This is a genomic window from Vibrio sp. V33_P6A3T137 (assembly GCF_009904835.1).
Taxonomy (GTDB): Bacteria; Pseudomonadota; Gammaproteobacteria; order Enterobacterales; family Vibrionaceae; genus Vibrio; species Vibrio metschnikovii.
Map to the genome: position 1 here is coordinate 1 of NZ_WXWK01000114.1, position 7,778 is coordinate 7,778.

The window sequence follows — 7,778 nt, forward strand, 5'->3', positions numbered from 1 at the left end:
CTTTAAGATATTATATGAAATAAAACTACATAAAATCCCAAAAATCAGCCACATAGTGCCTACTTGTTTGAAATGTTTTTACACAAAATAGAATTTGCAACATAGCTTGAAATCATGGGTGTGATGCTTCGATACGGCCTATGGGTTGAGAAATAGTATTGAAAATGCGCTTATCATTAAATGAAACCTGTTAACAAAGAGGGACTCAGGACACAAAAAAGCGGTCTCTGTTAACAAAAAACACACTTATCCAGATGGGTGATTTTCACCGCTGGTGGTTTTTTATTCCTAAATGTGATTTTTTAATGGCTTTATTTGACTTTAAATGCATATAAATAAAATAAAAATCCAAATTATCTATAGTTAACAATTTGTTGCGTGCTCGCAATTTGAATGCTAGTTTGTACCAAAAATGAGCAGGATTGCTCAGTGTTGATTCATGATAGGGAGCGAAAGCGCATGAATGATGTACCCGCGCTGGATATAAAAAATCTCCACAAAGCCTTTGGACAAAATGAGGTGTTAAAAGGCATTTCATTACAAGCTCACAAAGGGGATGTGATCTCGATTATTGGCTCATCGGGATCAGGAAAAAGTACCTTTCTACGCTGTATCAATCTTCTGGAAATACCGACTTCCGGTGAAATTTGGGTGAACAATGAATTAATCCAAATGAAAACTAACCGACAAGGCGCATCATTACCCGTTAGTGAAAAGCAAGTGCAACGAATTCGTTCGCGCCTTGCCATGGTGTTTCAAGGCTTTAATCTCTGGTCACATATGACGGTATTAGAAAATGTGATTGAAGCTCCCATTCATGTTCTGGGATTCGGTAAAGATCAAGCCATCGCGAGCGCAGAAAAACTGCTCAAAAAAGTCGGGTTATATGAACGCCGTGATTATTACCCCGGTCATTTATCTGGCGGTCAGCAGCAACGCGCAGCGATTGCTCGAGCTTTAGCCGTTGAACCAGAAGTATTACTGTTTGATGAACCCACATCGGCATTGGATCCGGAGCTTGTCGGCGAAGTGCTTGGGGTGATGAAAGATTTAGCGCAAGAAGGCAGAACCATGTTGGTTGTCACCCATGAAATGGCCTTTGCGCGAGATGTTTCTAATCATGTGCTGTTTTTGCATCAAGGTGTGGTTGAAGAGCAAGGCGATCCTCGCCAATTGTTTACTCAGCCAAACTCTCCTCGGTTAAAGCAATTTATCTCATCGATTTATTAAACGCTGAGGGTATCGCGCTACCTTGGTTAACCCCTTGGTTTTAACGGTAACTCAGATAGGGATTTCAAAGTGTTATATCGTCACTGTTTCTTAATCCTCCTTGAGGAGAAAAAGAGCAGGGCAACCATACCATCACAGGAGTAGGGAAATGAAAAAGTGGTTATTAATCGTAGCGATAGCAGCCTCAGCATTGTCGGGTATTGCGCAAGCGAAAGAATGGAAAACGGTGCGTTTTGGCATTGAAGGCGCTTATCCTCCTTTTAGTTGGACAGAGGCGGATGGCTCACTGCGTGGGTTTGATGTGGACATGGCTAATGCGCTTTGTGCTGAAATGCAAGTCGAATGCGTGATTATTCCACAAGATTGGGATGGCATCATTCCGTCACTATTAGCTCGTCGTTACGATGCCATTATTGCGGCGATGTCCATTACTGAAGAGCGTAAAAAACGTGTTGATTTTACAAAGAAATACGCACAAATCCCGAATCGTTTCATTGCTAAAAAGGACGCTAATCTTGATTTTACGCCAGAAGGCCTAAAAGGGGTACGTATCGGTGTCCAACGAGCCACCACGCATGATAAATACCTAACCGATAACTATGGTCGTTCAGTCAATATCGTTCGATATGGATCATTTGATGATGCGTATCTTGATTTAGCGAATGGGCGAATCGCAGCGGTATTGGGTGATGCCTCTGCGCTAGAAGAAGGGATGCTTAATCGACCAGGAGGCGACGGTTATGAGTTTGTCGGACCTTCATTAACCGATCCTAAATGGTTTGGAGAAGGGATGGGGATTGCAGTTCGTAAACAAGATAAAGCCCTAACCGAACAACTTAACCGTGCGATAGCGTCGCTGCGAGAAAAAGGCATTTATCAACAAATCGCGGCACAATACTTTAGTTATGATGTGTATGGTGAGTAACCACGAAAACCTACGTAATTGGGGGTGAATTCGCCCCCATATTTTGAGCAAGGAAGGCGTAAATGCTCGATCTTCAAGGATATGAAACGGCTATTTTGCAAGGTGCGTGGCTGACGATTCAAGTGGCATTATGGTCACTGTTATTAGCGATGATACTGGGCATGCTCGGTGCATTAGCTAAGTTAGCGCCATACCGTTTTGCAAGAAGTATTGCTACGTTGTACACCACGGTAGTCAGAGGTATCCCCGATTTAGTCTTAATGATGCTGATTTTCTTTGGTGGGCAAATCTTATTAAATAACAGTTTATTTGCCATCAATGAATGGCTTAATTCACTCTTATTATCGCGCAATCCCGATCATCGGTGGGTCTCTTATCTACCGGACTATATCAATGTCAGCCCATTTATTGCAGGAGTGTTGACGATAGGATTCATCTTTGGGGCTTACATGGCAGAGACCTTTCGCGGCGCGATGATGGCGGTCGATAAAGGTCAGCTAGAGGCGGCTAAAGCGTATGGTATGAGCGGGTTGCTCACTTTTCGCCGAATTCTGTTGCCACAGATGATACGACATGCACTACCTGGTTTTGGTAATAACTGGTTAGTCTTGTTAAAAACCACTGCGTTGGTCTCGATTATTGGTTTAGAGGACATGGTTCGAGTCAGTTCATTAGCCGCCGGTTCAACGCAAATGCCTTTTACTTTCTATTTATCTGTTGCTTTGATTTTCCTATTTTTCACCAGCGTTTCCACCGGATTACTGAAGTGGGTTGAGCGTAAATTTACTATTCAAACGAGGTAGCGATGGATTTTTCAGTCATTTTACAAAGCTTACCTCTGTATTTTTCTGGGTTATGGACCACCGTTTGGCTGGTAGGGTTATCTTTAGTGATCGGCTTAGCTGTGGCTATTCCCTTAGCGATTGCTCGTAATAGCTCACTGTGGGTGATATGGATGCCCGCTTGGTGCTATATCTATTTCTTTCGTGGCACTCCACTGTTAGTGCAGCTGTATTTGATCTATTACGGCATGGATCAATTCTTCCCAGTGAAGGATACCTGGTGGGAACATGCTTGGTTCTGTGCTTTGGTGGCCTTTATTTTAAACACTTCCGCTTATACCGCAGAGATTATCCGTGGTGCGATTAATGGATTATCGAAAGGGGAAATCGAAGCGGCAAAAGCTTATGGCATGAGTCAATGGTTGACCTATCGGCGGATTGTTTTACCCAGCGCATTACGTCGGGCGCTCCCTGCGTACAGTAATGAAGTCATTTTTATGCTGCACGGCAGCGCAGTGGCCGGTATTGTGACGATACTTGATCTTACGGGGACGGCTCGTTTAGTCAGTTCTCGTTACTATGCGCCTTTTGAAGCGTTTTTAGTCGCTGGACTGTTTTATTTATTGCTGACATTTTTGATTCTATGGTGCTTCAAGCTTGCCGAAAAACGTTTCTTGGCTTATTTAAGGCCGATCAGTTAGCACTAAATAAATGTTGATATAGGCTTTTCGTCGATCAGATGCTCTACTGTCCAGAGGGGAATGTACTCGGTGACTGTTAATAGCTAATAGCAAATCACCGAGTAAATGATTAATTACGCTTAAATACTGCCCAAATCGGCGCATGATCAGAGGGCTTTTCAATCGCTCGCAGTGGGTAATCAATATCGGATTCAACGCAGTCTATAGCGAGTGAAGGTGTCGCGAGAATGGTATCAATACGCAGGCCACGGTTATCATCAAATCCTCTAGAGCGGTAATCAAACCACGAAAATTTATCTTCAACGCTGGGATGAAGTTTACGGAAAGTATCTTCTAATCCCCAATCCAGTAAGCGTTGTAGCCATTGACGCTCTTCCGGTTGGAAAGAGCATTTCCCTGTTTTTAGCCAACGTTGACGGTTCACTTCACCAATACCAATGTCTAAATCGATAGGGCTGATGTTAATGTCACCCATCACAATGATCGCTTCATCTGGTGTGTGATAGTCGGTGAGATAATTCATTAAATCTTGATAAAATTGACGCTTATAAGGGAACTTGGTTTCGTGATGAATATTATCTCCTTGTGGGAAATAACCGTTCAATACCGTTACTTTATCGCCATTCTCATCAAGAAAGGTGCCGATAATCATTCGTTTCTGGTGGTCGTCATTATCCGTTGGAAAGCCTTTTTGCACTTCCAGTGGCGCTTTTTTACATAGCAATGCCACGCCGTAATGGGCTTTCTGGCCGTGAAAATAGACGTGATAACCCATCGCTTCCACCGCTTGGACAGGAAATGCTTCATCGTGCACTTTGATTTCTTGCAAGCCGATAATATCGGGTTGATGTTTATCAATTAGGGCTTGCAGCTGATGCAGTCTTGCTCGTAATCCATTGATATTAAAACTGACAATTTTCATTTATCTTCCTTTAATTTGCTTTCAAGGTCGCGTTTTACGTAATCGAGAGCGAGTAAGGCAGTACGTGGATCCACCTGATTCGATTCGAGAAGATAGATAAGATCGACGGCCAACTTAATTTCATCGGGCGCATCATCTAAAGTCGGGAGAGGGGACATATCTCGTTCTCATCGTTCTATTGTGAGCCGTTATTCTGCAGGTTAATCAGTTGTGCTTCAATGATCGCTTTCGCTTGTTGGCAACGGTTAAGACGCTGTTTGGCTAAAAATAGCGCCTGTTGTGCCTGTGGATAGTAGCGTGCTGAGGTTTGTTCAAGTTGATATTGTCGGTTAAGCACTAACGTCAATAGACGCTGCTCCCATCGTTGATGCTGGATTAACTGTTCGGCTAATTGAGATTCACTCATATCCTTAGCTAAAGTAGGATGTTCGCTATCTAGCCCATCGCGTTGCAAACTATTCTCCCATTCGTCCACCACGCGTTGCAACGCCTCTAATTGAGCACATAAACGATCGCTTAGGTGTTCGACTTGCACCAGACAGGGGCTGGAGGCATGGCAAATGTGGTGTAATTGAGAGAGCGTCTGTTCCGCTTCATGCGCACACGACGTTAATGAGAAGACATTTTTTTTGAACAATTGATTATCAAACCAGCGCCTAGTGTGATGACGATATTGCGTGTCGATAAGCTCGGCGTGACGCATTAAGCATTGCAGCCGTTTAGTCGCTGATCCGAACCGGTCATCGTTAGTGATAGGTTTACTGTGAGTCAATCGTTTAGAGCGAGCGGGGAATAACGGTTTCACCATGATTATTCAATAATTCGTTGAAAAGGGGGAAGCGCATCCAAAAGAGCTTTACCGTAGCGTTTAGAGACGATACGTCGGTCAAGCAGCACTACTCGGCCAGAATCACTTTCTTTACGCAATAATCGCCCTACCGCTTGAATTAATTTTTTACTCGCCTCAGGGACACTAATTTGCAAGAAGGGATTACCACCGCGTTGCTGAATATATTCAGCATGGGCTTGTTCAACGGGGGAGCTAGGCACAGCAAAAGGAATTTTGGTTATGATGACGTTTTGTAAAAGTTCCCCCGGAAGATCGAGCCCTTCTGAAAAGCTACCAGTACCAAAAAGGATGCTTGTTTTGCCGCATTGCACGAGCATTTTATGTTTATTGAGCAGCTCAGTTCTGGATGTTGTACCTTGCATTTGCCAATCCCAAGCTTTTTTTAGAAATTTTTTGCTGATTTTTTGCTCAACTTCTTTCATTTGCCAGTAAGAAGCAAACAGGACCAAATTGGCTTGATTGGGGACAATGTACAGATGAATCTTTTCGACGAGATGATCGGTATATTGTGCTGCTTGCGGCTCATAATCCATCTTAGGGATCAATAGCTTGGCTTGGTTTTGATAATCAAACGGAGAGGATAAGGCTAAAAATCGTACGCCATCTTCTGGTTTTTCACTGATCCCAGCCTGACGACAAAAGAAACTGAATGAATTTAAGGCTCGCATCGTCGCAGAGACCAAAATCGCCCCCACACAGCGACTCCAAATTTGTTGATCCAACTGCCAACCAATTTCAAGAGGAGAGACATTAACAATATAGTCGCCTTCTCGTTCGCTATGGATTGCTAACCAGCGTGCGAGTGGGGCTCCTTTTTCTCGTTTAGGCTCAGCCATTAATTGCCAGACTTGGGCGAGTTTTTCTAAACGTTGTAAGAAGAAACCTAATTCGGCGAGAACAGGCTCAGCTAAACGGCTGGCCAGTTCACCGTCTTTGACGCGTTCGGCGATTAAATCGGTAATTTTGCTCACGGCTTGGTTGGCTTTTTGAGAATGCAGCTTAAGCTCTTTAGCTTGTTCTTCAAGCCAGTTAGGCAGCTCACCATGTTCAAAACGCAGCACATTCTCTTCAAAAGCGCTGGAATCAAACTGATTTGGTAGTTGATTGAGGAGCGGGATCAGTTGTTGTAAGGCGTTACGCGCTTCATTTTCAAAGCGTGCGACTCGTTTGGCATCCGCTAGCGATATTGCGCGCGCGAGCGCTTGATTGAGCTTTTCTAACCAACTAACGCTGCCTTTCATACTGGCTGAGGCTGAGGCATGTTCACGGGCCACATGAGGCAGATGGTGCGCTTCGTCAAACACATAAATGGTATTTTCAGGTTCAGGAAGAATTACGCCTCCACCTAAGTCGGCATCGGCCATCACCAAGCTGTGATTGGCAATAATGACATCGGCTTTATCCATTGCTGATCGAGCTTTTTGAAAAGGGCAATCTCGATGAGCGGCGAAGCTACCATTACAACTGTGTTTATCACTGACAATGGTTGACCACACCAAATCAGGGATAGGACTTGGCCAACTGTCTCTATCGCCATCCCACTGACCGTTTTTTAGCTGCAGATACAGTGTTTGTAATTGTTCAATCTCTTTTGCTGCTGGTTTGGTTTCAAACATCGCTAACTGGTTGTCATCGTTACCACAAGCTGCCGCTAATTTTTCAGTGCAGCAATAACGTTGTCGGCCTTTGGCGATCAGTAAAGAAAAGTTTTGATCGGTGATACGGCGATACAGCGGTAAATCTTTGTGCATTAACTGCTCTTGCAAAGCAACGGTTGCGGTGGATATCACCACTTTACGTTGATTAAGTAGTGCAACAGGGATGACGGCCATTAAATAAGAGAGTGATTTACCAATCCCGGTTCCTGCTTCTGCAACGATCATGCGGGTTGAAGTGTGATATTGACCACAGAGTGTTTTGGCAATTTCTGCGACCAGAAAATTTTGTGCACGACGAGGGATAAAATTATCCAACTGATGGTGCAGATTTTGGTAACTGGTACGAATCGATTGTTGAATTTTTGTGGTTAACATAACATGACCTAAGTAGCAGGAGCCGGATAGTAACACAGCTTTTTAGATGAGCGGTGGGGAATTTTGTCGGATGAAATCGAAAATTTTGGAGCCATAAGCTCGATAATTGCCTGCTTTTAAATCAATTCTAGATCTTGCTCACAAAAAAAAACTGAACCTTCATACACTTAAGATGTTCAGTATGCATTTTGGTTTTTAAGCCTTTTTATTTTCTTAGTTTTGGTTTACTAATCTGAAAATTGCCTTTAATTTAGATTTAAGTTCTGATTATTGGTATAATGTTAAACTATTTAACATTTATTATTAATTATGTTTTGAAGCTTTAATGCTTATTA

General features: G+C 43.3%; 8 protein-coding genes. 4 read left to right on the top strand and 4 right to left on the bottom strand.

Going from position 1 to position 7,778, the window contains the following annotated elements; genetic code table 11:
- Window positions 1-459 precede the first annotated feature (459 nt).
- The 4 genes from CAG60_RS10555 (at window position 460) to CAG60_RS10570 (ending at window position 3,638) form a co-directional block, all read left to right on the top strand.
- A complete protein-coding gene (locus CAG60_RS10555) occupies window positions 460-1,230 on the top strand; it encodes an ABC transporter ATP-binding protein (protein ID WP_004394943.1) in 771 nt (256 codons plus the stop codon).
- 148 nt (window positions 1,231-1,378) lie between these two features.
- Window positions 1,379-2,155, top strand: coding sequence for an ABC transporter substrate-binding protein (locus CAG60_RS10560; RefSeq protein WP_004394944.1), 777 nt, complete (start codon window positions 1,379-1,381; stop codon window positions 2,153-2,155).
- A 62-nt stretch (window positions 2,156-2,217) separates the two neighbouring features.
- Window positions 2,218-2,958 (top strand): ABC transporter permease, encoded by a 741-nt coding sequence (locus CAG60_RS10565; RefSeq protein ID WP_004394945.1) that lies wholly within the window; start codon window positions 2,218-2,220, stop codon window positions 2,956-2,958.
- Window positions 2,959-2,960: 2 nt separating this feature from the next.
- Window positions 2,961-3,638 (top strand): ABC transporter permease, encoded by a 678-nt coding sequence (locus CAG60_RS10570; protein WP_161438899.1) that lies wholly within the window; start codon window positions 2,961-2,963, stop codon window positions 3,636-3,638.
- Between the two features lie 109 nt (window positions 3,639-3,747).
- Here CAG60_RS10570 and xthA read toward each other — a convergent pair whose 3' ends face one another.
- The 4 genes from xthA to dinG are packed head-to-tail and all read right to left on the bottom strand — an operon-like array spanning window position 3,748 to window position 7,479.
- Window positions 3,748-4,560: an exodeoxyribonuclease III gene (gene xthA, locus CAG60_RS10575; protein ID WP_004394947.1), complete on the bottom strand. Its 813-nt coding sequence runs from the start codon at window positions 4,558-4,560 to the stop codon at window positions 3,748-3,750.
- On the bottom strand, window positions 4,557-4,718 hold the full coding sequence (gene rsmS, locus CAG60_RS10580) for a pleiotropic regulatory protein RsmS (RefSeq protein ID WP_040904204.1): 162 nt from the start codon (window positions 4,716-4,718) through the stop codon (window positions 4,557-4,559). The genes xthA and rsmS overlap by 4 nt, the downstream gene beginning before the upstream one ends.
- A gap of 17 nt (window positions 4,719-4,735) precedes the next feature.
- On the bottom strand, window positions 4,736-5,368 hold the full coding sequence (gene priC / locus CAG60_RS10585; protein WP_161438900.1) for a primosomal replication protein PriC: 633 nt from the start codon (window positions 5,366-5,368) through the stop codon (window positions 4,736-4,738).
- Between the two features lie 2 nt (window positions 5,369-5,370).
- Complete coding sequence (gene dinG, locus CAG60_RS10590) at window positions 5,371-7,479, bottom strand: ATP-dependent DNA helicase DinG (protein ID WP_337247106.1); 2,109 nt, start codon at window positions 7,477-7,479, stop codon at window positions 5,371-5,373.
- Window positions 7,480-7,778: the final 299 nt, after the last annotated feature.